Source organism: Acetobacter syzygii, assembly GCF_000964225.1.
GTDB lineage: Bacteria > Pseudomonadota > Alphaproteobacteria > Acetobacterales > Acetobacteraceae > Acetobacter > Acetobacter syzygii.
Map to the genome: position 1 here is coordinate 17,780 of NZ_BAMZ01000022.1, position 22,916 is coordinate 40,695.

Genomic DNA, 22,916 nt, shown 5'->3' on the forward strand with positions numbered 1-22,916 from the left:
ATGGAGCGGATGACAGCAATAGAACCTGTTCTGCGTCAAGCGCAGTCCTGTTTTCAGGCTGCTGCTGTGGTTTCCCCCAACTGTGCCAGTGGCTGCATGAGCAGATGGTTGTGGGAATAATCAACCGGCACGGCAATCACTACCGGGCCTTCCACATCCATGGCATCACGCAGGGCCTGACGCACCCCATCCTCCGTTGTGGCCGTAATGCCTTTTGCCCCGCAGGCTTCTGCATATTTTGCAAAATCGATCGGGCCAAAATGCACGCCCGAACCACGGCCGTACTTCTTCTGCTCCTGAATTTCGACCATGTTGTAAGCCTGATCGATCCAGACCATATGGATCAGGTTGCACTTCAGGCGCACAGCGGTTTCGAGCTCCATGCTCGACATCATGAACCCGCCATCGCCCGAGATGGAAACAACTTTTTGCGATGGGTTGACAAGGCTGGCCGCAATGCCCCACGGCAGGCCCACACCCATGGTCTGCTGCCCGTTGCTGATCAGCACCTGACGGGCCCGGAAGGACAGCAGGTAACGTGCAAGCCAGATATGGAAGGTTCCCATATCCAGGCACAGGGTCATGTCGGGGGTCACAAACTGTTCCAGTTCCCGCACGATCTGGAGCGGGTGCACGGCACTGTTGCTGCTGCTCCGTGCATCCAGCAGTGCAGTACGGCGGGCTTTTTTGTACCCTTCCAGCACGGCTTCCAGCTCTGGGGCGCGGGCCAGACCACCTGCCTTGCCCCCCAGCCCTTCCAGCGTCAGGGCAATATCACCAATCAGTTCAATGGCGGGGACAAACGCATTGTCCAGTTCAGCAGGAACAATGTCGATGTTAATAATCTGCCGCGCGTCGTTAACATTCCACAGCCACGGGTCATATTCGACCGGGTTGTAACCAACGGCTACCACCACATCGGCTTCATGCAGGAGCTGGTCCCCGTGCTGGTTGCGGAACAGGCCAATACGCCCACCAAACCGGTCCACCAGCTCTTCGGACACAGCCCCTGCGGCCTGATACGTCCCCACCACCGGCACGCCAGTCTGTTTGACAAAAGCGCGCACCGCATCCGCCACATCCGGCCTGCTGGCCAGCATACCCAGCAGCATAACCGGACGTTTGGCCTTTTTAAGCAATGTGGCGGCTTCGGCCACAACATCCGCCGGAGCACCCCCCATACGCGGAGCCAGCCGGTCGGCCAGAACAGGCGCGCTGGCAGGCATGGACAACACATCCATGGGGGTGCTGACAAATGCCGCACCGGGGCGACCACTTTCTGCAAAGCGGAAGGCGTTTGCCATCACTTCGGAAATAGCCGTGGGGGTGGTCAGTTCCACGCTATATTTGGTTACGGGGCGGAAAAGGCTGACCGTATCCATGGTCTGGTGGGTCAGCTTTAGCCGGTCTGCCAGCTTGACCGCCCCACCAATAGCCAGAACGGGGTCCCCTTCGGAATTTGCCGTGGCCAGCCCGGTAATAAAGTTGGAAGCACCGGGGCCGGATGTTGCAATGCACACCCCCGCCTTGCCGGTAATGCGGCCAAGCCCACCGGCAATAAACGCGGCATTCTGCTCATGCCGGGTTACGACGGTTTCGATCGAGGAATCGACCAGCGCATCAAACAACCGGTCCACCTTGGCACCGGGAATACCGAACACGTGGGTAATCCCATGTGCTTCCAGATTTTTGACAATAAGCTCCGCACCGCATTGTGCAGTGGTGTCTGCCATTTTGGTCATTGTAGAAAAAACCCCAAGCAAGGCAGGGCTGCCGGGAAAAAGACGCGCAGCAGCCCCAGGCCATTCAAAAAAACACGGATCAGCCGAAAAGAGTTTTAGCCGCCTTCAGCAATGCGAATGGCTTCACTCAGGCTTTCGGGGTTCAGGTTGGCCTGCGCAAACTGCTTTGTGCGCGGCAACTGAACCTGAAGGTCGGAAATTGTTGCAACTTCCAGCACACCCTTAACAATTTTGTATTCGGTTACGTGCCCGCCCCGCTTATGATCCTCAGAGAGGAAGTGCAGATGGTAACCTGCCACGTTAACACCCTGCATATAAACCGGGGTGCGGAAGCCGATCATGGTGCCGGTAACCGATTCCATCGTAAAGGTTGGCTGTTTTTTAACCACTTCAAGCATATGGGGGTACGGTTTGCACTGGCAGAACACCGTGCGCGTATCCACCCGCTCAAACAGGCCGGTAAAGCGCACTGCACCAAACAGGTTGGGGTTGCCCAGCAGGTGGTCTACCAGCTCTTCAAAACTTTCCTTGTCCTTGGGGGTATCGACCGTCACATTTTTTTCGGGTTCAAAATACGTCACACAGGCAAAGGGAGTTTTAAGCGAGCCGGGCACTTCTGCCGCCAGCCCTTCCGCACGGAACTGGCGCACAACACCATCCGTTACAATCATTTCCCCATCGAGGGAATTAAAGGTGCCAAGACCAAAGTTACCATGCTGGAGCAGTTCATCCAGCGTGGTTTCCCCATCGTACACCGCATCAAGCAAGGCGGCCATGGTGGAGGTCTGGTACAGGCGGTTCACCAGAGGCCGACCGACAACGCCATTCCCCAAAGCGGAAGACCGTAGGTCTATGTCCGCCACCGGCTGCTTTACCATGATACGCTCTCCTTCAAACACAAACGGGTCCAGATCATCTGACGCAGATGTTATAACGGCTTGAAGCAGTCTTCCAATATATCTTGGCGGTGTTATCCATATCGGATATATATGGGTTATGGATATCCGACACCTCCGTTATTTTGTAACCGTAGCCGAGCATGGCAGCATTACCCGTGCTGCCGAAGCCCTGGGCATGGAACAGCCCCCCCTGAGCCAGCAGATCCGGCAACTGGAGAAAAACCTTGGTGTGGTGCTGTTTGAACGGCTGACGCGGGGCGTTAAACTGACCGATATTGGCGCCATGCTGCTCCCCCGCGCCAAAACCATACTCGACCTTCAGACCCAGTTCCTCTCAACCGCGCAAGGGCTGGCACGGGGCGAAATGGGGCATATCCGCTTGGGGCTTGCCGGGGCAGTATCGCTGTTGCCGGTTATCCCGTTCACGATCCGTCGTTTTCGGGAAATGGCACCCGATGTCACTATTTTTCTGGAAGAGAGCAACACGCCCTCACTCTGTACGGCGCTGCATGAACCCAGTGTGGATATAGCCATTGTCCGCCCCCCCGTGCCCGACCCGGTGCGGCTTTCGGTTTTTCATCTACTGGATGAACCCACGGTTATTGCCCTCCCACGCGGCCATCAGCTTGCAGATACGCCGGTGATCAGTCTGGATATGGTGGCACAGGACCCGTTGATCATCTTCCCGCGGGAACTGGGGCCGGGTTTTCATGATGCCATACTTTCGGCCTATCAGGTTGCGGGAGTTACGCCGGTTATGGGGCAGCAGGCCCCACAGATTGCCGGGACCATTCCTCTGGTTGCCGCAGGGCTTGGGGTTTCGGTTGTTCCGCGTTCACTCAGCCAGATCCATGCTGGCGGGGTTACCTTCCATACCATAAGCGAGCCTGCCCCCCGTGCAACGCTGGCTGTTGCCATACGTGCAGGGCAGAACATGCCACTGGTCACACGCTTTGCCGCAGTCCTGCGCACAGCCTGCCGCAAATGGACAAACCGCCAGCCGGAACAGGACTTTTTTGATCTGGAATAATCCGACTGTTACAAAGACTGGTCTAAAAACTGTATTCCTTGGCCTCCGCCACGGACCTGACCACAAAAAAAGTGCGCGTCTGCCGCACAGATGGCAGGGTGCTCAGCACATCCGCATGGAACTGGTCAAAATGCTCCATATCCCTGACACGGATTTTTAAAAAATAATCAAAATCCCCGGCCACAAGGTAGCAGTCCAGCACAAGGGGCTGGTCCGCCATGGCTGCTTCAAACAGGGCAAAGCTGTCTGGTGTGCGCTCCAGCACAATCCCCACCAGCACCAGCATGCCCAAGCCGACCCGGCTGGCGTTTACCGTGGCCCTTACGGAGGAAATATATCCTTCATCAAACAAACGCTGCACCCGGCGGTGGCAGGTCGCGGGGCTGACCTGCACCTTGTCCGCCAGTTCCGCGTTGTGCATACGCCCGTTATTCTGCAACAGGCGCAAAATCTGCCGGTCCGTTTTATCCAGACAGTCTTCCATAAAATCCGGCACTCCAATTACCCAAATATCTGAAATTTTGTTATTTGTTTTTGTTCAAAAAAGAAATATTCCCTCACAACCTCCCTTTTTTATGGAAGAAGGTCTGTCTGCTTGGCTCTTCCAGCATTTCATAATCACATCTGGGTGCACAAGTGCAAAAATACCCGGACTCGTGCGGTCTGGTCATACTGGGAGAGCAATAAAATTATTTGCCGCTCAGCGCGTATTTTGGTTAATTTTATATAAGTTACAAAAGGACTTACATACCATCCGATTTATTGCGATTCCGGAACTGCCCATATCACTCTCAAAGCAACCGGTTCCATAACGAAACAAATCGACAGATCCCGTTCCCGCTGCCGATACGGAGACAGAAAACTTTGAGCATCATCCCTCCTTCCCCATCCGATGCCCCGTCCGGTCAAACGGCGGAAGGCTACCGGCAAGGTCTGGGTAAACGACAGATCCAGATGATTTCCGTTGGTGGGGCCATTGGTACCGGCCTTTTTCTGGGAGCTGGCAGCCGGTTGCAGGCGGTGGGGCCATCCCTCGCTATTGTTTATCTGGTCTGCGGTGTTTTTTCCTTTCTTATGCTCCGCGCTCTGGGGGAACTGGTCATGTACCGCCCCACAAGCGGGAGCTTTGTCTCCTACGCGCAGGAGTTTCTGGGCGATAAGGCCTCCTACGTTGCCGGGGCGCTCTCGTTCTTCAGTTGGGCCATGACAGGCATTGTCGATATTACCGCCGTGGCTCTTTACATGCATTTCTGGGGTGTTTTTGCCTCCGTGCCGCAATGGGCAATGGCGCTTATGGCTCTGGTGGTCATTACCTGCATGAACCTGATTGGCGTTAAATGGTTTGGGGAGATGGAATTCTGGTTCTCCCTTATCAAAGTTGCAGCGCTGCTGATTTTTCTGATCGTGGGAACGGCCATTCTGGGCCTGCGCGTGCCAGTGGACGGGCACGCCACAGGCTTGCAGCTCATTACCGAGCATGGCGGCCTTTTTCCGCACGGCATGTTACCCGCCCTTGTGCTTATTCAGGGCGTAGTATTTGCCTATTACGGGATTGAGATGATCGGTACCGCCGCGGGTGAGTGCAGGAATGTGCGCGAAATTCTGCCCGCCGCCATTAACAACGTGATCTGGCGGATTATGATTTTTTATGTCGGCACGGTCACTCTTCTGGTCATGCTGCTGCCATGGTCATCCTATCAGGCCGGTGTAAGCCCGTTTGTCACCTTCTTCTCCCGTCTTGGGGTGCCGGGCACGGATTCGCTCATGAACATGGTGGTCCTGACCGCCGCCCTTTCCAGCCTGAACTCCGGCCTGTATTCCACCGGGCGTGTGTTGCGCGCTCTGGCCCTGAACGGCACAGCCCCACGTTATCTGGCCCATATGAACAAACAGGCCGTGCCAGCTGCGGCCATTTTAACAACCGTGGCCATTTATCTGATTGGGGTCGTGCTGAACTACCTTCTGCCTTCCCAGATTTTTGAGATTGTTCTTAACATGGCTTCGGTCGGCATTGTCAGCACATGGTGCTTTATCCTGCTCTGCCAGATCAAACTGCGGCAGGCCATTCGCGCAGGGCGCATTGCCCCCACGGGTTTTGCCATGCCTGGCGCTCCCATTACGGCGTGGCTGACCATAGCCTTTTTTATCAGCATTCTCGTTCTTATGCTGTTTGACTACCCTACGGGCACCTATTCCATTATGGCCATTCCCGCATTGGCAGCACTCCTGTTTGTCGGCTGGAAGGCCGCAAGCCATACCCCGCTGCATGTAGTACCCCAGACCATACCGTCCGCCGAATTAACCGATGATGCCGATTTTACGACCCCACAGGACAAGAGCTGAACACCCCCATTCCTTTACCGTTACCTGCGCACGCCAGACAGACCCGTGCGCCGCCTCCACAATAAAAAAGGGGAGCCACAGGTTGGCTCCCCTTTTTGTTTGACCGCTCGGCTTAATAGCCCGGCGGGTATGGTGCAGGCACTGGTGTTGGCACTGGCACAACCGGATAGGCCCCATACGCCGGGTAAGGTGTTGCCACCGGGTACGGTACGGCGGGATAAGCCCCACCCGTAATCACATTGGAGATAATCCCCGTTGCAACAGCGGCCAGCAAAAAGCTGCCACCATAGCTAATCCAGCGGTAACCCGGCGGTGGGGCATAGAGGCCACGGTAACCGCGCCAGTTATCGACAAAAATGCCACCACCATCGTATCGGTCGCCCCGACGCCACATGCCGCCACGCGGGCCACCGCCGCCGCCACCGCGCCAGCCACCGGGACCACCACCCGGCCCACCATGAAAACCACCATGGCCACCACCGCCCGGCCCGCGGCCCGGACCACCGCCGGGGCCTCCACCGGGCCCTCCCGGGCCACCACCATGGCCTCCGGGGCCGCCGCCGGGGCCACCGGGACCACGCTGTGCATGGGCCGCAAGGGGTGCCGCAGCCAGAAGCAGCCCCATAAGAAACGCCATTGAACGCTTTGTTTTGAAGATCATCGTCAATCTCCTTCCCTTTTCTGCCATTGAGCATAGCATGATGTGGCGGAAATTTGGCGATATGAAAGCCAGATGGCGTCAGCCCTAATCGGGCCTGCCTGCACGGTGGTAAGGATGACCCGCCGCAATGGCCTGTGCACGGTATATCTGCTCAACCAGCATAATCCGCACCAGCATGTGCGGCCATGTGAGCGTACCAAAGGATAAAGTTGCCCCCGCCCGTTGCAGAACGGAGGCATCCAGCCCTTCCGCCCCACCAATAACAAAGCATGGTATGCGGCCCGCATCCTGCCAACCGGCAAGGGTCGCGGCAAAATCCACGCTGCTATAGGTGCGGCCGCCCTCATCCAGCGCGACAACAAGGCTCTGGGCCGGGCAGGCCGCCAAAATGGCCTGGGCTTCGCGCCGTTTGATCTCATCAGGGCTGCCGCGCCCGTCAGGCAGTTCCACAATATCCAATGCGGGTCGCAGGCGTTTGAGGTACCGCTCAACCAGCGCCCGCTCGGACTTGTCCTTCATGCGCCCTACTGCAACCAGCCTCATATCAGGCTCCCGCAGCAGGACACTGTATGTTGTAAACCAGACACCGGCACTTACAGACGGGTTACGCCGTCTTCGTTGCTTTCATCCAGTTCCGCACCCCACATTTTTTCCAGACCGTAAAGGGCGCGGGCTTCGGGTTTGAACAGGTGGACCACAATATCCCCCGTGTCCAGCAGAACCCAGTCGGAGCCATTAGCCCCTTCGACCAGAACGCGTTTGATACCAATATCGCGCAGTTTACGCTCAATATGCTGGGCCATGGCGGCAATCTGGCGGTCGGCCAGACCTGTGGCAATCACCATCCGGTCCGCAAAGGAGGCACGGCCAGCAAGGTCAATGACCACCAGATCCTCAGCCTTGTCATCTTCCAGACTGGTGGTGATGATCGTCAGCGACTGTTCCAGCAGATCGGGGTCCACCGTTTCGCGCTTGGTGCGTGTTTTGGGGCCAGCGGCGGCAGCTTTTTTGCGGACGGAACCCGGTGCCGCAGCAGCTCCGGGAACAGTAGCGGCGCGGGCGGAGGCAGCACGGCCCCCACGAGCGGAAGCCGTGGACGGGCGGGTGCGTGCCGGCGTCTCGGCGGGTGGCTTGGTGGTTATGACCGTTCTCCTGAAACTAAATATCTTTGTCGGGTGGCAGGCTGATCCGTGGTGGCGTCAAACCCGCCCCGCTGACGAATGGCTGTTGCAGATATACTGTTTTGTACCCCCGGAAGGAAAGCCCAAGCTGGGGGAGAAAGTGTTGCAAGCGTTGCAGCCCGCCGTGCGGGAATGCGCCAGCGGGCCAGATACTGCGCCGCCAACCCACCCAAAGCCCTCACATTCTGCCCCGGACGGGGGAAAACCGCAAAGGGGACCTGCCTTACCAGCGCCTGCCAGTTTTTCCAGCGTGGCAGACTTACCAGACCATCCGCCCCCATCAGCCATACAAACCGCACATGGGGAAAGCGGGCCTTAAGCCGGGCCAGCGTATCCACCGTGTAACGGGTACCGAGTCGGGCTTCCAGATCCGTGGCAATCACATGCCGCCCATCCGCCAGTTGGCGGGCTGTTGCCAGACGGGTGGCAAAAGAGGCCATATCCCGCCCCGCCTTGAGCGGATTCCCGGGTGAGACCATAAGCCACACCTGATCAAGCCGTAATTCCCGCAAAGCCCGGAGGGCAATCGCCTGATGCCATTTGTGGGCCGGGTTAAAAGACCCCCCCAGCAGGCCAATGCGGCCACGGCGGTTATCCCCCCATGTGGGAATACCAAACGCGTGGGCCTGCCTGTGCGGCCCCATACCCTGCACGTGCCCATGACCGGGCAAGGGAACATGCCCCCCCACATCCGGACCATGCGCACCCCGCAGGCGGCCTGCCTGCACATCACCCATAAGCATGGGGGCAATACGCGGGATGGGGCAAGGCGGGGTCAGGGACGAACCTGACCATTGCCAAGAACCTCGTAGCGGAAGGTTGTCAGCTGCTCCACTCCCACCGGCCCACGGGCATGGAAGCGCCCTGTGGCAATGCCAATTTCGGCCCCAAAGCCGAATTCCCCGCCATCGCAGAACTGGGTAGAGGCGTTCCACATGACCACAGCACTGGTCACACCGTTCATAAACCGGCTTGCAACGGCCTCATCCGCCGTCACAATGGCTTCGGTGTGGGAGGAACCAAAGCGGGCAATGTGGTCGAGTGCTTCGTCCACCCCATCCACCACAGCGATGTTCAGCACCGCATCCAGCCACTCGGTGGCAAAATCCTTTTCGGTGCCTGCGGGCAGGTCGGGCATAATCTGCCTTGCTGCCGCATCCGCCTTGAAGGTACAGCCCTGTTCCGCCAGATCCGCCACAATCTGGGGCAGCAGAACGGAGGCAATGGCTGCATCGATCAGCAGGGTTTCCGTTGCGCCACAAATACCCACGCGGCGCATTTTGGCGTTCAGCACAATCCTGCGGGCCATGGCATGGTCTGCGGCGGAATGCACATAGGTGTGGCACAGCCCTTCCGCATGGGCCAGCACAGGCACGCGGGCCTCGCGCTGCACGCGCTCCACAAGGGAACGCCCACCACGTGGAATAATAAGGTCCACATACCCTGTTGCGGTCAGCATATCCGCTACATGCTTGCGATCCGCATCCGGGGCGATCAGCACCGCATCCTCCGGCAGACCGGCATTGCGCAGACCTGTTTGCATGGCAGCGTGGATGGCCCGTGCGCTGTGCAGGCTTTCCGAGCCACCGCGCAGCAGCACGGCATTGCCGGACTTGATGCACAGGCCAGCAGCATCGGCCCCAACATTGGGCCGGCTTTCGTAAATAACGCCAATCACGCCAACGGCTGTTGCGACTTTGCGAATACGCAGGCCGTTGGGGCGTGACCATTCCTCCAGCACCTGCCCTACCGGATCGGGCAGGTCAGCAATATCTTCCAGTCCACGGGCCATGGCCTCCACCCGCTCCGGGGTAAGGGTCAGCCGGTCGCGGAAGGCATCATTCGCAGTGGAAGCAGCAAGGTCAAGCGCATTGGCCTGCAAAATGGCAGGAGCGGACTCGCGCAGCGCGCTGGCTGCGGCCCAGAGGGCCTTGTCCCGTTCGGAGGAGGAACTCTGGGCCAGAGTACGGGCAGCCAGCCTTGCCCTGTGCGCCAGAACATGCATGGAGCATGGCGATGGCACACCCTGTTCCGGTGCGCGCGTATCCGCCGTGGCCATATGCTGCCGACTGTCTTCCTCCGTATTCATGCTGGCGTCCCTTATCTCCATTGTCCTGTTTTCTTTTTTTACGTCATGTGGTCCGTCCCGCATGGACGGACCCGTTGCCGCGCTAGAGTGCCGTATCAGACATTAAAGCGGAAGAGCAGAACATCACCATCCTGCACAACATAATCCCGCCCTTCTACGCGCAGGCGTCCGGCTTCCTTGGCACCTGCTTCCCCATTATACCGGACATAATCGTCAAATGCGATGGTTTCGCAGGCAATAAAGCCACGCTCAAAATCATTGTGAATAACAGCAGCCGCCTGTGGTGCCTTGGTGCCGACCGTAATGGTCCATGCACGGGCTTCCTTGGGACCAACGGTAAAGTAAGTGCTCAGCCCCAGCAGCTTGTAACCTGCGGCAATCACGCGGTCCAAACCACTGTCGTTCAGGCCCAGCCCTTCGAGGAATTCACGCCGTTCCTCATTTTCCAACTGGCTGACTTCCGCCTCGATCGCAGCGGAAACAATAACAACCGCAGCCCCTTCGGCAGCGGCCTTGGCCTTCACTTTTTCAGAAAAAGCATTGCCTGTGGCGGCCGAATCCTCGTCCACATTGCACACATACAGCACGGGTTTGCTGGTCATGAGTTGCAGGCGGCGCACCGTCTCTTCCGCACCGGCGGGAACGGCGGTGCGGGCAGGCCGGCCATCGCGCAGGGCGGCCAGAATGGGCTCCATAATCTCGATCTGGGCCATGGCTTCCGCATCGCGGTTGCAGGCGCGCTTTTCCAGCGCGGGCAGGCGTTTTTCCAACGAATCCAGATCAGCGAGCATCAGCTCGGTCTCAATAATTTCCGCGTCCCGGACCGGGTCCACCCCACCTTCAACGTGAGTAATATCATCATCCTCAAAGCAGCGCAGAACGTGGATAATGGCATCGACCTCGCGGATGTTGGCAAGGAACTGGTTACCCAGACCTTCCCCGCGGGATGCACCACGCACAAGGCCCGCAATATCCACAAACTCAAGGCTGGTGGGCACTTCACGCTGGGATTTGCCAATAGCCACCAGCTTGTCCAGCCGGGGGTCCGGCACGGCCACGCGGCCCACGTTCGGCTCAATCGTGCAGAACGGGTAATTGGCAGCCTGCGCCGTGGCCGTAGCCGTAAGCGCGTTGAACAGGGTGGACTTGCCCACGTTGGGCAGACCTACAATCCCGCAGTTAAATCCCATCAGCCCTTGCTCCCTTGTGGCAGTGCAACCTTGGTCATAAACCGGTCCGCATGCCCATCCGCCAGCAGGGGGGCGGCATCGGCCATGCGCTCCAGCATGTGATCGAGCCATTCCTGCTGGTCTGTTTGTGTAAAATTCCCAAGCACCCAGCCGTGCACCCGTTCCTTGGCTCCGGGGTGGCCTATGCCAATGCGTACGCGCCAGTAGTCTGGCGTGCCCAGCATTTTATCTGTCGAGCGCAGACCATTGTGGCCCGCAGCCCCACCGCCACGCTTGATGCGCAGCTTACCCGGCTCCAGATCCAGCTCATCATGGAAAAGCGTGATCTGCTCGGGGGCTATTTTGTAAAAAGCGGCCGCTTCCTGCACGCTCTCGCCCGAACGGTTCATGTAGGTCATGGGCAGGAGCAGCAGCACCTTGTGGTTGCCTATGCGGCCTTCGGCCACTTCGCCCTTAAAACGGTTGCGCCACGGCGTAAAACCATATCTGGCGGCAATGGCTTCGACCGCCATAAAACCAACATTGTGCCGGTGCCGGCGCATGGAGGACTCGGGATTACCCAGTCCGACCCAGAGCAGCATTGCGGATTCTGCCTCATGTTTATGAACAGAAAGGGGGGTACATGCACCTGCACGTACCCCCGCTTTCCATCAGACTCGGATCACATGACTTCCGGATCAGGAAGCGTCAGCGTCCGCTGCGGGTGCTGCATCAACAATCGGTGCTGCAATGCTGGCAACCACAAAGTTGGCTTCGTGGGAAACCGGGGTCGCACCAGCCGTGCCCTGCACATCGTCCCAACGCACGTTGTCGTTGATGTCGAGCTTGCTCAGGTCAACGGTAAAGAATTCGGGAATGTTTTCCGCTGCCACTTCCACGTCAACCGTGTGGCGCACAACGTTCAGCATCCCACCGCGCTTGATGCCGGGGCACTTGTCTTCACCCACAAAATGCACAGCCACTTCAACATGCACGCGCGAGCCAGCGGCCAGACGCAGGAAGTCGATATGGACGGGCGAATCCTTGACCGGGTGGAGCTGCACGTCACGTACCAGAGCGCGTTCGGTCTTGCCGCCTTCGATCTGGATGTCATACACGCGGGAGCGCCAGCCAGAGGTCTGGATTCCCTTGATGACAATGCGCGGATCAAGCGCGATCAGTGTAGCTTCCTGCTTGCCGCCGTAAATAACGCCGGGCACCAGACCAGCACGCCTCGTCGCCCGCGCTGCCCCCTTACCAGCCTTCGCGCGCGCAGAAGCTTCGATTGTTGTAATTTTGGACACCTTGACTTCTCCTGAAAAACTTGAGCACGCAGGCCTCCAGGGGTGCCTGCGCGGTGGCTGCGGCCTTACAGCAAAACCCCGCCACAAGCAAGGTCGGCCCGCATCGCTACCACACAGACCCGACCCCACATAACCCAACCCGTGCCCCACGGCACACGCCAACCCAAGCTGGAGAGTTTGCCATGACCCCTCCCCCACAGGGACTTACCCACCAGCCCGCAACCAGCCAGCCCCGGCAGCAGTTTGGCAGCGACAACTATGCAGGCGTATGCCCACAGGCGCTGGACGCCATAAACCGCGCGGCCACCGGCTCCACCCCCGCCTATGGGGATGACGCATGGACCCGCCTTGCCGCCAAAGCCGTGACCGACCTGTTTGATGCCCCACAGGCGCGCGTGTTTTTTGTTTTTAACGGCACGGCGGCCAATGCGCTGGTTCTGGCAACGCTCTGCCCGCCCTATTGCAGCATTATCGCCTCCGAAATCGCGCATGTGGACACGTCCGAACGGGGTGCTACGGAGTTTTTTTCCGGCGGGGCCAAACTGGTGACCCCACCAACAGGCGATGGCAAGGTGACCCCTGCCTCCATAACGCAGGCCATGCGCCGCACGCGGGATTTTGAGGCCTCCACCCCGGCGGTTGTCAGCATCACCCAACCGACCGAAAACGGGCTGCTTTACACGATCGACGAGATCCGGGCCATTGCCAACACCTGCCACGATAACGGGTTACGCCTGCATATGGATGGCGCGCGCTTTGCCAATGCCGTAGCCGCGCTGGAATGCACACCCGCCGCCATGACATGGCAGTCCGGTGTGGATGCGCTGACTTTTGGCGGCACCAAAAACGGTATGGCCATGGGGGATGCCGTGGTGTTCTTTACCCCCCAGCTTGCACAGGGCTTTGCCGAGCGCGCCAAACAGGGGGGGCAACTTGCCTCCAAAATGCGCTTTTTGTCCGCCCCGTGGCTGAGCATGGTCCAGTCCGGCGCATGGCTGGCCAATGCCCGCCATGCCAATGCCGCAGCCGCAGCCTTTGCCCAGGCCATAGCCGGGATTGATACGGTGGAACTGGCGTGGCCGGTGCAAAGCAATGGTGTGTTTGTGCTTATGCCTGAACATGTTGCCAATACCCTGCGCGCGCAGGGGTGGCGATTCTATACCGTGTTTGGCAGCGTGTACCGCTTTATGTTCGCGTGGGACGCCTGTATGGACTCCGTTGCAGCCCTTGCGGCAGACCTGCGGGCCAGCGCGCAGGGTTAGGCTCCTGTGCGCAAAATACCCTGCTGGGGGCAAAACAGGCGGGGTTCCCCCGCTCCAGCCTTGACATAAGGCCCCTGCCCCTGCTTCCTCCACCCCCATTGAACTATGGCAAAACCAGTGCCCGCCCGCAGGCTGGGCCAAAAATTTGGGACTAGACCATGCACCCTTACCGTACCCATAGCTGCTCGGCCCTACGCGCGGGCGATGCTGGCACAACCGCGCGCCTGTCCGGCTGGGTGCACAGCAAGCGCGACCATGGTGGCCTGCTGTTTATTGACCTGCGGGACGAAACGGGCATGACCCAGATTGTTATTCCCGCCGGGTCTGACGTTATGGAAACGGCCGAGCATATCCGCGTGGAAAGCGTTATTACGGTAACGGGTGAGGTGGTCCTGCGCGAGGAGGGCACACGCAACCCTGACCTTGCCACGGGTGATATTGAAGTCCGCGCCAAGGAATTTGTGGTGCAGTCCCACGCTGCCGTGCTGCCACTACAGGTTGCCGGTCAGGAACATTACTCCGACGAACTGCGCCTGCGCTACCGCTACATCGACCTGCGGCGCGAGAAGGTGCACAGCAACATCCGCCTGCGCTCCGCCGTTATTGCCAGTATGCGCCGCCGCATGACGGAACTGGACTTTATTGAACTGCAAACCCCCATTCTCACCGCATCCTCCCCCGAAGGGGCGCGTGACTTTCTGGTGCCGTCACGCAATCATCCGGGCAAGTTCTATGCGCTGCCGCAGGCACCGCAGCAGTTCAAGCAGCTGGCTATGGTGGCCGGATTTGACCGCTACTTCCAGATCGCTCCGTGTTTCCGCGACGAAGCCTCCCGCGCGGACCGCTCCCCCGGTGAGTTCTACCAGCTTGATTTTGAAATGGCCTTTGCCACGCAGGACGAAATTTTTGCGGTTATGGAACAGGTCATGAGCGGGCTGTTTACCGAATTCGGTAATGGCCGCACGGTCAGCACCGCCCCGTTCGAGCGTATTCCCTACGCCCGCGCCATGAAGGTGTACGGGTCGGACAAGCCGGACCTGCGCAACCCGCTGCTGATTACCGATGTAACGGAAGATTTTGCCGGTTCAGGCTTTGGCCTGTTTGCCCGCATTGCCGCCGATGGTGGGGAAATCCGCGCCATTCCCGCCCCCGGTGCAGGGGACAGACCCCGCTCGTTCTTTGACAAGCTGAACGCCTGGGCGCGTGAGAACGGAGCAGGTGGTCTGGGCTACATCACCTTCAACGCAGAGGGTGGACAAGGCCCCATCGCCAAAAATCTGGAAGCCGACCGTGCCGAGGCCATTCGCGCCAAGCTGGGGCTGAAGGCGGGAGATGCCGTGTTCTTTGCTGCTGGCAAGGGGCTGGAGGTTGCCAAATTCTCCGGTCTTGTCCGCACCCGCATTGCCGAAGAACTGGACCTGATCGAAAAGAACGCATTCCGCTTCTGCTGGATTACGGACTTCCCGATGTATGAACTGAACGAGGAGACCGGTCTGGTTGACTTCTCCCACAACCCGTTCTCCATGCCGCAGGGTGGTCTGGAAGCCCTGAACACCAAAAACCCGCTGGATATTCTGGCTTACCAGTACGACATTGTGTGTAACGGAATCGAACTTTCCTCCGGTGCGGTGCGTAACCACCTGCCTGACGTGATGGTCCGTGCGTTTGAAATTGCAGGCTACCCCGAAAGCGAGGTGGAAGCCCGCTTTGGCGGTATGCTCAACGCCTTCCGCTACGGCGCACCACCGCATGGTGGCTCCGCCCCCGGCGTGGACCGCATTGTTATGCTGCTGGCAGATGAACCCAATATTCGCGAGGTTATTCTGTTCCCGCTCAACCAGCAGGGCGAAGACCTGATGATGGGTGCTCCGGCCCCCGTTCCGCCCGAACGCATGAAGGAACTCTCCCTCGCGCTTAATCTGCCCAAGCCCAAACCCGTGGTCAAAAAAGACTGATTGACCCCCTCCGGGCCAATAAACACACATCCGGCCGGTTGCATGACCGCGCCGGATGTTTTTTTGTAGGGGAATGACCTTACGCCCCCTGCGCCTCCTCCTGCTGGCCGCCACCGTGCCAGCCTTTGCCCTGATGCAACCTGCCATACCCGCACAGGCTGCGGCGGGGCCTGCCTCCGCCCTTGTATCGCAGCGTGCGGTATATGATCTGGGATTGGTGGAAACCGCAGGCGGGCAAACGCTTTCCGCCACAGGGAGGATGAGCTATGCAGTGCTCAAAACCTGCCTTGGCTGGTCCTCCCACCAGAGGCTGGACATACAGAGCGTGACCCGCAAACAGGGGGAGGAGCACCTTCTGTCCGATTATGCCGCGCAGGAAAGTCTGGACGGACGGCACCTGAGCTTTAAAACGCAGGAAACACGCAACGGCAAACTGCTACGCATTGTGAGTGGGGAAGCCACCCTGAACCCCGATGGTTCGGGTGTTGTGCATTACCGGCAGCCCCTGACCAAAACACTCACCCTGCCTGCGGGCACCCTGTTCCCCATTGCCCATACCGCCAGTATTCTGGCGGCTGCACAGAAAGGGGACAAGGAGCTGACCACCCCGCTTTTTGATGGCACCTTACCCGATGGACCGGAAGATACTTACGTAACCCTGCTGAACTGGTCCGCCCCCCCAGCAGACAGCCCTTATCAGGCTTTGCAAAAACTGGCGGCAGGGCACGTGCATATCGCTTTTTATGACCGCAACGCCCACACCATGATGCCGGAATACGAAATGGGAATGCGCTACTTTGCCAATGGCGTATCCGACCAGCTCCATCTGGATTTTGGGGATTTTAAAATGCAGGGCACGCTAAGCACACTGGACCTGCCCGCCACCCCCACCTGCGCGCAGGATACGGCCAACTAACCTGCCCCCCACCGCAGGGGCGGGTTTATGCCTGCACCGGGGCATCGGTAAAAAAAAGATTCTGGAAGTCCATTTTGGGCGGGCGCTTTTTTCTGGTCCACTTGCGTTTATTCGCCCGCCGCCACACACGCGGCACAAACGGGTAAGCCCGTGGCAGACAGCCCGAAAGCAGGGCGGCCCAGCTCATCACCAGCACCGGGGTTAATCCTGTGCTGGCCAATGCCCCCATATACACGGAATCTGCCATAAGATTTTGTGAAAAAGCCAGTATGGAACTGGACTGAAGAGCCTCTTCCATAAGCTGTGCCGGACTGAGCGCTGCCATGCCCCACCCGGCCAGTGCGGCCTCCACTGCCTCGGCCTCCTGCTTTTGTGTCAACTGGAGCGTATGGGCCAGAAGGGGCTGCTGTACCGCAGCCAGATAAGCGGCATTTTTACCCAGAGCAGCACGCAGGCCACCCGCTCCAATGGCCGAGGGTTCAGCGCCTTCCGTCTGCCCCATATCCTCCACCTCCTCGGCCAGCGCCGCACGCACCAGCCGCCCCCGTACCGATGGGCTGGGTGCAGGCACAAGCACGGCCGCCAGCAGGGGGTTAAGCAGAACCTGCGGTATCTGCTCCGGGGTTTCGGCTGTTTCAAACATCTGGAGCAGTGCTGTCGCAGCCGCCTTTTGCTCCGCTGTTGCACCTGCATCCATCAAAACGGACGCAATCGCTTTGAACAGGTCTGGCAACAGGGCGTTGCTCAGACCATTCCCCGCCAATTCGGATGCAACCGTTGCACCGGAGGCTGCCCCACCTGTGCCCGTAGCCTGCTGGGGAAGTTGCACAATGCCACCGGGGAGCACTATTTCCTCCGCCTGTGCGGTGCCCATGCCCAGCAATGCTGTGGCCATGCTCCGCCGGCCTTCCTGCACAGCGGAACTGGCCAGACCATACAGGCCGGAGGGGGTTACAACCGCGCCCCCAAGCGCACTGCCCGCAACGGCGGCACCCGCCTGCTGGTCAAGCATCTGGCTTATGGTCTGCCCGATGGTCCGGGGGGATAATCCGGCAGCGTTCTGCTCCGCAGTGGCAGACTGCGCACCCATGGCCGTAACCAGATGCTTGAGCGCTGTCGCCATGTTTTTCTGTTCAACAGTTGTGCTGGTATCATTCAGCACCGCATTGGCAGCCTGCATAACATCTGCCGCCAGTGTGCTTGTGCCATCCGTGGCAAAGGCTGCGCGCGTACCCTGCGTAGCCGCGGCAAGTTCCTCCGTGGTGGAGGTGGTCACGGCCTCCGTGGAGAGCAGGGCGCTGCCCAGTAGGTTCTGCGCCCCTTCAGAAAGGGTAAACAGCACATCCGCCTGCTGGGCCTGTGCCTGCGCCAGAGCAGTCCGTGCAGCCTGTAACATGGTTGCAGCGGATGGCATGGCGGCACCCTCGGCCCCAAGCCCCACCCAGCTACCCGCACCGGGCAGGCTGCCTGATCCTGTTGTGGCTGTCATGGCCTGCTCCGTAACAGTGGATGCGGCGCGGGCGCGGCCCATCCGCACCCGGCCCCGGTGCATCAACCTGCCACACGGCGCAGGCTCAGGCCAACAGGATTAACGCATTAGTGGACCTGTGCGGAACTGCCTGCCGGAGCATCATTACGCAACACGCCAGCCAGTTCCTGCAAAGCCTGCGGGTTGTTCTTGAGCACCGCCACATTGGCCGGGTCTGGCACAGGAATATAAGACCCGCCCTGACCGGGTGGAATGTTCATCAGGCTGCCTGTCTGCCCCACACATTCGAGACTCATGACAAAGTCCCGCGCGGTCAGGCCGTGGGCTTTTAAAATCCCATCCACACCCGGCACTTTTTCCACCAGTGCAATCTGCTGCTCCAATGTGGCACCCATCTGCGTTGGCGGCTGAATGTTGGCAGCCTGAATGGCCTTGAGGGTGGCGGTCAGGCGGGGCAGAATATCGGGGGCCAGCTTATAGTGCAAAACCGCCTCACGCCCCTGCTGCATGGAAACCACCTGTTCGGCAGTCAGGGCTGGCGCACGTGGCGTAGCCCCGCCAACAGGGGCCACGCTCTGGGCCTGTGCGGCCCCGGCAACCAGCAGGGCCATACCCCCCAGAACAGTTGATACCTTGCGAACAAAAGCCATGTTTTCAAACCTTTTCATGCTGCAATCACCCATTCGCCACGGCGCATGAGCGGCACGCGGCCCCCCTGCGCATCCAGCCCATCCACATCGATCTCTCCCGAGCCGATCATCCAGTCTATATGGATCATGCTGCTATTGGCACCACGGGCTGCCAATGCCGCCTCATCCTGCCCTTGCGTGTCGCGCATACATTTGGTGTAGGACTGACCAAGGGCAATGTGACTGGCTGCGTTTTCATCAAACAACGTATTCTGGAACAGGACGCCACTGCGGGAGATGGGAGAGGAATGAGGGACAAGCGCGACCTCGCCCAGACGTCTGGCGCCTTCATCCGTATCCAGCACACGTTCAAGCACATCCTGCCCGCGTGTTGCGTGCATCTGCACAATGCGCCCGGCCTCAAACCGGACCTGAATCCCGTCAATGAGTGTACCCTGGTGAGACAACGGTTTGGTGCTGGCAACGGTCCCTTCCACACGCAGTCGGTGGGGTGTTGTAAACACCTCCTCGGTTGGAATGTTGGGGTTGCACACAATGCCATTGCCCGCCTTTTCCGCACCGCCAGCCCAGTCGTGCCCATCGGCCAGCCCAACCAGCAGGTCCGTGCCGGGGCCGGAAAAATGCAGGGCATCGTAGCGCACATCGTTCAAAAACGCGGCACGGCGGTGCAGAATGGCGTTATGTGCCTCCCAGTCGGCCACAGGGTCATCCCCCGTCAGGCGCGAGACGGCAAAAATGGCCTGCCAGAGTTTTGCCACCGCCTGCTCTTCGGGCAGACCGGGGAACACCTGCATGGCCCATGCCGGAGTGGCGGCAGCCACAATGCACCAGTTCACATCAAAATTGGTGATGATCTCCATGGCCGGGCGGTTCACTTTGGAAGCCGCCTTGCTTGCGCGGGAGACATGGTCCGGGTTCTGCCCGGCAAGGAGTGCAGGATTGGAGCCCGTAATGGCCATACGGGCAGCCCCGGCCCGGAACCCCTCCGCCATACCGGCGGAAAGCCAGCCAGATGCTGTATCGAAGGTACTTTCCTCGGCAAATCTGTAGCGGGCGAGTGTGGTTTCCTCATCCGAATAGAATGTGGTCACCAAAGATGCCCCAGCCTTGTAGGCATGTTCCGTAATACGGCGGACCAATGGCACGGCATGGAGGGGGGCGGTCATAATAACCTGCTGACCGGGGGCAACGTTCAACCCCGTACGGGCCGCCACCTCGCCCAGCCGGTCCAGCATGGCGGAAAATTCGGCTGAGGCCAGATAGCCACCTGTGGCCTGCGTGTTCTGTTCTGTCACGTTTATGCCTGTCCCTGTTTGTGGCGTAACCCTTTGTGCGTATGGGATACCTAAGGCGCGCTGGCGTCAACTCCTGCTGGTGGCGCAACTGGCAGTTCAAAAGGTTTAAGGTCTGCTGGCAGGTAAAGCGGATGGCACGGCCGCCCCCCGGCACTCAGCCTGAGCGCACACACGGCAATACCGTGGCTTTGCAACATATGCACCACCTGCGGGCCACGCGCACGCAATGCCTTGTGGTGGGGAGAACCATAGGCAGCCACAACAAGGTCGGCCTGCCGTGCCATATCCAGCAAAGCGGCGTCGTTCCCCGGCCCTACGGGGTCCGGTGTTTCCAGCAGGCGCATCTGGTCCGTACAGCGGTAGGCAAAGGTGTTACCCACAAACAGGCCACCATACCCCCATGCGCGCGCATAGCGCTGGCATTTGGCAACGGTCCGGTCATCCCCATGTTCGGTTGCTACGGAAGGGTTCATCATCAGCCACATAACCAGTGGTTTGCCCTCCTCCCACACGCGGCGCAGGGTATAGCGGTAGCATTTATCCGGCCCGCCATAACTGGCCGTACTCACAACATCCCCCGATAATTTGAGCGGGCGGGACTGGCCAACGTGATGGCCCTTGAACAGATCCTTCATAACGCTCCCGGCTGGCAGAGTTTATGCATAATTGTCCCTGTTTAGGCTGCAACGCCAGCCAGCACAAACCACACAGGCCATGCCGCCAGCAGACCAGCCCCCAATACCGGCAACCATAGGAACAGCCCTTGCGCCAGCCCCCCGTCTGCCCTGTTAGGGTGCAAACCCCGTGCGGTCCTCCGCGGTTAGCGGGCGGATGACCCGGCATGGCACACCAGCCGCCACCACACCGGCAGGCACATCCCGCGTAACCACACTGCCTGCGCCAATAATGCTGCCCTCGCCAATACGCACACCGGGGTTAATATGCACTCCCGCCCCCACCCACACACGGTTGCCAATATGGATAGGCCGTGCATGGCACCCGCCCATGGCCCGCTCCTGTGGGTCCAGCGCGTGGTTGGCGGTGTACAGCCCCACCCGCGGGCCAAATAACACATCATCCCCAATTTCAATCCCGCCTGCATCAAGCAGAACGCAGTCAAAGTTCGCGTAGAAATTATGGCCGATTGTAATGTTGCGCCCAAACTCGCACCGCAGGGTTGGCTCAAAATGCACACCCTGACCAATGTGACCCAGCAGTTCGCGCAGAATACGCTCCCGCTCGGGCTGGGGGCGGCCAAAACTGGCATTGTAGCGATTGGTCAGCAACACCGCATTCTGGCGGGCCTGCACCAGTTCCGGGGTCAGGTCATTGTACATTGCGCCTGTGCGCATATGCGCCATCTGCTCTGCTAGGGTCATGCGTTCTGTTTGGTCCTGTTGTGTGCCGCGTTATGGTTGCCCCGCGCTCCCTGCGCGGGTAACGCCAGACTGGCTGTTATTCAGGTGTGTGGCACGCCAATGTGCCGTGGTTGTGGCAATAATGGATGCCTGCCTGCGGCGAATTTTTGCCAGACTATACCTAAGGGGAACACATTGGGCGTGGGTAATAGACCCCGCTCCCAACACAATCAGGCCCAGCTTTTGCGGGAAGGAGATTTTGTGCCCCTACTCCGCAGGGCAGAGGGGAAACCATCCATTCGTGGCCACACAGGGGCACTTCGTCCCTGAGTTATGGGGTCTCTCCACCCAATGTGCTTTGCGGGTGCAGGCGCGCATTAAGCAAGGTGAGCACCAGCACAACCAGTGCTGCCAGCCCCACGGTCAGCATAAGGGCAGGGGCCAGACCACCCCCTATCCACCCCGCCAGCCGGGTTTGCAGCAGGGCGTTGCTGGCCGCGATCAGATTCCCACACTGGTAGGCCAACCCCGGAAATGTGGCCCGCACGGAAGCGGGGGAAAGTTCGCTCAGATAGGCTGGCACAACGCCCCACGCCCCCTGAATGCAGAACTGGATGCACATGGCCCCCACCCCCAGCCAGAACACGGAATGCGGCAGGGTCCACAACGGCAGGAGTGGCAGGGTCAGGGCAGCCGCCACCGCAATGGAATACTGGCGGCCAATCCGCTGGGACAGCACACCAAATACAACCCCACCAGCAATGGCCGCCAGATTATACAGCACAGCAAGCGTGGTAATGGAGGGCGGGGGCACATGCCGCTCAAGTGCCAAAAACACCTTGGGGTACAGGTCCTGCGACCCGTGGCTCATAAAGTTAAAGGCTGCCATCAGCACCACAGCAAACACGCACAGCGCCATATTCTGCCGGGCGACCTCCAGCATACCGGGCTGGCGCACGGCCCCTGCCCCCTGGGCCTTCCGGGCCAGCCAGTCCGGGCTTTCTGGCACACGTAGCCAGATGTAAAGGGCGGACACAATGGCCCCTCCCCCCAGCACAAACAGCCCCCGCCAGCCCAGAACAGGCAACAGCAAAAACATAAGCGACGCCAGCAGATACCCCGCAGGATAACCCGCCTGTAAAATACCCGATGCCGTGCCACGCCACGTTGGCGGCACGCTCTCCATGATCAGGGATGTGCCAACCCCCCATTCCCCACCCAGAGCAATGCCAAACAGGGCACGCAAGACCAGAAAGAGCGTCAGGTTTGGTGCAAAGGCCGAGAGCACCTCAATCAGCGAGTAAATGGTAATGGTGCCGATCAGCACGGGTTTGCGGCCATACTGGTCTGCCGCCCGCCCGCACAAAAATGCCCCTAAGGGGCGGGTAATCAGGGTAAGCGTTGGCGCCAGCAGCACGGTCTCCAGCGAGGTGGAAAAACTGTGAGCCACGTTATCCAGCGTAAACAGGACAATAAAAAAATCGCACGCATCAAGCATCCATCCCAAAAAGGAGGCGGCAACAACATGCCGAGCTGTTGTGCGGTCAATGGTGGAAAGGGCACTGGCGACCAT

Annotated in this window: 23 protein-coding genes; 5 read left to right on the top strand and 18 right to left on the bottom strand. The window is 59.5% G+C overall.

Going from position 1 to position 22,916, the window contains the following annotated elements:
* Positions 1–53: 53 nt before the first annotated feature.
* Both alsS and budA read right to left on the bottom strand, forming a co-directional pair.
* Positions 54–1,742 carry an acetolactate synthase AlsS gene (gene alsS / locus Absy_RS08795; protein ID WP_048854381.1) on the bottom strand — a complete coding sequence of 563 codons (1,689 nt, stop codon included), beginning with the start codon at positions 1,740–1,742 and terminating at the stop codon, positions 54–56.
* A gap of 95 nt (positions 1,743–1,837) precedes the next feature.
* The gene (gene budA / locus Absy_RS08800) at positions 1,838–2,620 is read right to left on the bottom strand and encodes an acetolactate decarboxylase (protein ID WP_084597033.1); all 783 of its coding nucleotides are present in this window, start codon (positions 2,618–2,620) and stop codon (positions 1,838–1,840) included.
* Positions 2,621–2,738: 118 nt separating this feature from the next.
* On the opposite strand from budA, the gene Absy_RS08805 reads away from it, so the two are divergent.
* Positions 2,739–3,671 carry a LysR family transcriptional regulator gene (locus Absy_RS08805; RefSeq protein WP_048854382.1) on the top strand — a complete coding sequence of 311 codons (933 nt, stop codon included), beginning with the start codon at positions 2,739–2,741 and terminating at the stop codon, positions 3,669–3,671.
* Between the two features lie 22 nt (positions 3,672–3,693).
* Here the strand turns inward: Absy_RS08805 and Absy_RS08810 are convergent, their stop codons facing one another.
* A complete protein-coding gene (locus tag Absy_RS08810) occupies positions 3,694–4,155 on the bottom strand; it encodes an Lrp/AsnC family transcriptional regulator (RefSeq protein WP_048854437.1) in 462 nt (153 codons plus the stop codon).
* A 386-nt stretch (positions 4,156–4,541) separates the two neighbouring features.
* Here Absy_RS08810 and Absy_RS08815 point away from each other — a divergent pair, with 386 nt between their 5' ends.
* Positions 4,542–6,014, top strand: a complete 1,473-nt coding sequence (locus Absy_RS08815; protein WP_048854438.1) for an amino acid permease — start codon at positions 4,542–4,544, stop codon at positions 6,012–6,014.
* A gap of 112 nt (positions 6,015–6,126) precedes the next feature.
* Here Absy_RS08815 and Absy_RS08820 read toward each other — a convergent pair whose 3' ends face one another.
* From Absy_RS08820 to Absy_RS08855, 8 genes are all read right to left on the bottom strand, one after another.
* On the bottom strand, positions 6,127–6,675 hold the full coding sequence (locus Absy_RS08820; RefSeq protein WP_048854383.1) for an RcnB family protein: 549 nt from the start codon (positions 6,673–6,675) through the stop codon (positions 6,127–6,129).
* Positions 6,676–6,759: 84 nt separating this feature from the next.
* Positions 6,760–7,218 (bottom strand): 23S rRNA (pseudouridine(1915)-N(3))-methyltransferase RlmH, encoded by a 459-nt coding sequence (locus Absy_RS08825; protein WP_048854384.1) that lies wholly within the window; start codon positions 7,216–7,218, stop codon positions 6,760–6,762.
* A 50-nt stretch (positions 7,219–7,268) separates the two neighbouring features.
* The gene (gene rsfS / locus Absy_RS08830) at positions 7,269–7,817 is read right to left on the bottom strand and encodes a ribosome silencing factor (RefSeq protein ID WP_084597035.1); all 549 of its coding nucleotides are present in this window, start codon (positions 7,815–7,817) and stop codon (positions 7,269–7,271) included.
* Complete coding sequence (locus Absy_RS08835) at positions 7,814–8,500, bottom strand: nicotinate-nucleotide adenylyltransferase (RefSeq protein ID WP_048854439.1); 687 nt, start codon at positions 8,498–8,500, stop codon at positions 7,814–7,816. The genes rsfS and Absy_RS08835 overlap by 4 nt, the downstream gene beginning before the upstream one ends.
* Positions 8,501–8,631: 131 nt before the next feature.
* Positions 8,632–9,945, bottom strand: a complete 1,314-nt coding sequence (locus tag Absy_RS08840) for a glutamate-5-semialdehyde dehydrogenase (RefSeq protein WP_084597036.1) — start codon at positions 9,943–9,945, stop codon at positions 8,632–8,634.
* 95 nt (positions 9,946–10,040) lie between these two features.
* On the bottom strand, positions 10,041–11,135 hold the full coding sequence (gene ychF / locus Absy_RS08845) for a redox-regulated ATPase YchF (protein WP_048854386.1): 1,095 nt from the start codon (positions 11,133–11,135) through the stop codon (positions 10,041–10,043).
* Entirely contained in the window at positions 11,135–11,716 is a 582-nt protein-coding gene (pth, locus tag Absy_RS08850; protein WP_048854387.1) for an aminoacyl-tRNA hydrolase, read from the bottom strand. The genes ychF and pth overlap by 1 nt, the downstream gene beginning before the upstream one ends.
* 96 nt (positions 11,717–11,812) lie before the next feature.
* Positions 11,813–12,418, bottom strand: a complete 606-nt coding sequence (locus Absy_RS08855; protein ID WP_048854388.1) for a 50S ribosomal protein L25/general stress protein Ctc — start codon at positions 12,416–12,418, stop codon at positions 11,813–11,815.
* A gap of 182 nt (positions 12,419–12,600) precedes the next feature.
* On the opposite strand from Absy_RS08855, the gene Absy_RS08860 reads away from it, so the two are divergent.
* The 3 genes from Absy_RS08860 to Absy_RS08870 all read left to right on the top strand — a co-directional run bounded on the left by Absy_RS08860 (position 12,601) and on the right by Absy_RS08870 (position 16,551).
* Entirely contained in the window at positions 12,601–13,680 is a 1,080-nt protein-coding gene (locus tag Absy_RS08860) for a threonine aldolase family protein (protein WP_048854441.1), read from the top strand.
* A gap of 158 nt (positions 13,681–13,838) precedes the next feature.
* Positions 13,839–15,635: an aspartate--tRNA ligase gene (gene aspS, locus Absy_RS08865; protein ID WP_048854389.1), complete on the top strand. Its 1,797-nt coding sequence runs from the start codon at positions 13,839–13,841 to the stop codon at positions 15,633–15,635.
* A 73-nt stretch (positions 15,636–15,708) separates the two neighbouring features.
* Positions 15,709–16,551 (top strand): EipB family protein, encoded by an 843-nt coding sequence (locus tag Absy_RS08870; RefSeq protein ID WP_052945734.1) that lies wholly within the window; start codon positions 15,709–15,711, stop codon positions 16,549–16,551.
* A gap of 25 nt (positions 16,552–16,576) precedes the next feature.
* Here Absy_RS08870 and Absy_RS08875 read toward each other — a convergent pair whose 3' ends face one another.
* The 7 genes from Absy_RS08875 to Absy_RS08900 form a co-directional block, all read right to left on the bottom strand.
* The gene (locus Absy_RS08875; protein ID WP_148315544.1) at positions 16,577–18,040 is read right to left on the bottom strand and encodes a hypothetical protein; all 1,464 of its coding nucleotides are present in this window, start codon (positions 18,038–18,040) and stop codon (positions 16,577–16,579) included.
* Between the two features lie 107 nt (positions 18,041–18,147).
* Positions 18,148–18,690 carry a hypothetical protein gene (locus Absy_RS08880; RefSeq protein ID WP_245614787.1) on the bottom strand — a complete coding sequence of 181 codons (543 nt, stop codon included), beginning with the start codon at positions 18,688–18,690 and terminating at the stop codon, positions 18,148–18,150.
* A 14-nt stretch (positions 18,691–18,704) separates the two neighbouring features.
* Positions 18,705–19,925 (bottom strand): aminopeptidase, encoded by a 1,221-nt coding sequence (locus Absy_RS08885; RefSeq protein ID WP_254604788.1) that lies wholly within the window; start codon positions 19,923–19,925, stop codon positions 18,705–18,707.
* Positions 19,926–20,035: 110 nt separating this feature from the next.
* A complete protein-coding gene (locus Absy_RS08890; RefSeq protein WP_048854392.1) occupies positions 20,036–20,620 on the bottom strand; it encodes a DUF1643 domain-containing protein in 585 nt (194 codons plus the stop codon).
* A gap of 41 nt (positions 20,621–20,661) precedes the next feature.
* The gene (locus tag Absy_RS12885) at positions 20,662–20,784 is read right to left on the bottom strand and encodes a hypothetical protein (RefSeq protein WP_257006386.1); all 123 of its coding nucleotides are present in this window, start codon (positions 20,782–20,784) and stop codon (positions 20,662–20,664) included.
* On the bottom strand, positions 20,774–21,364 hold the full coding sequence (locus Absy_RS08895) for a sugar O-acetyltransferase (protein ID WP_084597038.1): 591 nt from the start codon (positions 21,362–21,364) through the stop codon (positions 20,774–20,776). The genes Absy_RS12885 and Absy_RS08895 overlap by 11 nt, the downstream gene beginning before the upstream one ends.
* Before the next feature lie 310 nt (positions 21,365–21,674).
* On the bottom strand, positions 21,675–22,916 hold the full coding sequence (locus Absy_RS08900; RefSeq protein WP_048854393.1) for an MFS transporter: 1,242 nt from the start codon (positions 22,914–22,916) through the stop codon (positions 21,675–21,677).